The sequence below is a fragment of the Demequina sp. NBRC 110055 genome (assembly GCF_002090135.1).
GTDB lineage: Bacteria > Actinomycetota > Actinomycetes > Actinomycetales > Demequinaceae > Demequina.
On record NZ_BBRL01000001.1, the window covers coordinates 1 to 1,505 of the forward strand.

The 1,505-nt window shown below is 65.4% G+C and carries 1 protein-coding gene; it reads right to left on the reverse strand.

Annotated elements, in window-relative coordinates:
• Nucleotides 1–20: 20 nt before the first annotated feature.
• Nucleotides 21–1,277 (reverse strand): IS110 family transposase, encoded by a 1,257-nt coding sequence (locus tag B7K24_RS00005; RefSeq protein WP_084127784.1) that lies wholly within the window; start codon nucleotides 1,275–1,277, stop codon nucleotides 21–23.
• Between the last annotated feature and the right edge of the window lie 228 nt (nucleotides 1,278–1,505).

Consider the following 1,505-nt stretch of genomic DNA (forward strand, 5'->3'; position numbering starts at 1 on the left):
CGATGATGCTCCTATGTCTGTCAACGTGTGTTGAGGGTGAGCATTCGCTTGGTGGGGGTGGCGTTTGGCAAGGTGGCGAGCCAGGTCCGGTAGGCGGTGGCGAGGTTGTCGTCTCGGAGTTCGCCGCGCTCGAGTCGGGAGATCGTGATGGACCAGTGGCCGAAGTGGCGGGCGGCGGTGTCGATCGTGATGGCTTTGGACACTCGTAGGGGGCGCAGGTCGGTGATGTCGGGCACTGGTGTGGGGTGGGTGAGCAGGTGCCAGACTTCGCGGGCGATGGCGCGTTTGAGGCAGCGGATGATGTCTTTGGTGGTCTTGCCATCGGTGGTGCGGCGGGCGACGTAGTCGCGGGTGCGTGGCTCGTGTGACATCCGCACGAGCGCGACGGTGTGGAGGGCTCGGTTCGCGTCGCGGTCGCCGCCACGGTTCAGGCGATGGCGGGTGGTTTTGCCCGACGAGGCCGGGATGGGTGCGACGCCACACAGGGCTGCGAACGCCGCCTCGGAGCGCAGTCGGACGGGATTGTCGCCGGCGGTGACGAGGATTTGCGCGGCGGTGGTGATGCCGATACCGAACGCTGCGGCGAGTTCGGGGTTGGCTTGATGGACGAGAACGTGCAGGTCGGCCTCTATTGCGGTGATCTCGTCACTGAGGTGCTGATAGCGGCGCGCCAAAATCCTGAGGGCAGTCGTGGTGGCAGCCACCACGGACAAGGTCGCAGCTTCAGGCCTGGTAGCAGCCAGGCCGGAGATCAGTTGCTTGTCACTGGCGCTGCGCCAGCGCGCTCGGGTTTGATCCGGTGCCGTCACCAGGAGCGACTTGATCTGCTGCATCGCACTGGCGCGAGCCTTCACGGCGGAGCGTCGCACGCTCAGCAGGGCACGGATTTGTTCGACGACGCCGTCGCCGTCTTTCGGAATTGGCAGGTGGGTGTTGGCGAGTGCTTGCTCGGCGGCGGCGTAGGCGTCGATGGGATCGGACTTGCCACGACGTCGTTGTGCTCGTTTCGGTCGGATCACCTCTGCAACGCTCAAGCCCTCAGCGCGCAAGGATCGCGACAGTGCGGCGCCGTAGGAGCCGGTGCCTTCGATCCCGACTCGTGAGACGGTGCCGAAAGAGGCGATGAATGCCGCGATCGCGCCGTGGCCGGCTGGGGTAGCGGGGAACTCGCGATCCCCGAGTCGGGCACCAGTAGCCGCGAGGACGGCGACATGGTGCGTGAGGGAATGGGTGTCGATCCCGGCGACAACCTGGCCAGGATCCTTGAAGGTAGTCATGATAGAGGAGTGCCTTTCTCGACGTGGGGCACACCGTCCGGGGTCGGCCAGACAAGACGTTGATGAGACGCTTCTGGTCAAGCTCTTATGAAGTCATGTCCGGCCCCGGGCGGCGTGGGAACGCGCCAGACCCGGCCGCGGACAGATCACGTCGAAGGCAGCCTGTGAGCGCCAGTCAGACCCCGGGTCACACCACCAGATCCGGCACTCTCCATCATCAACGTCAGA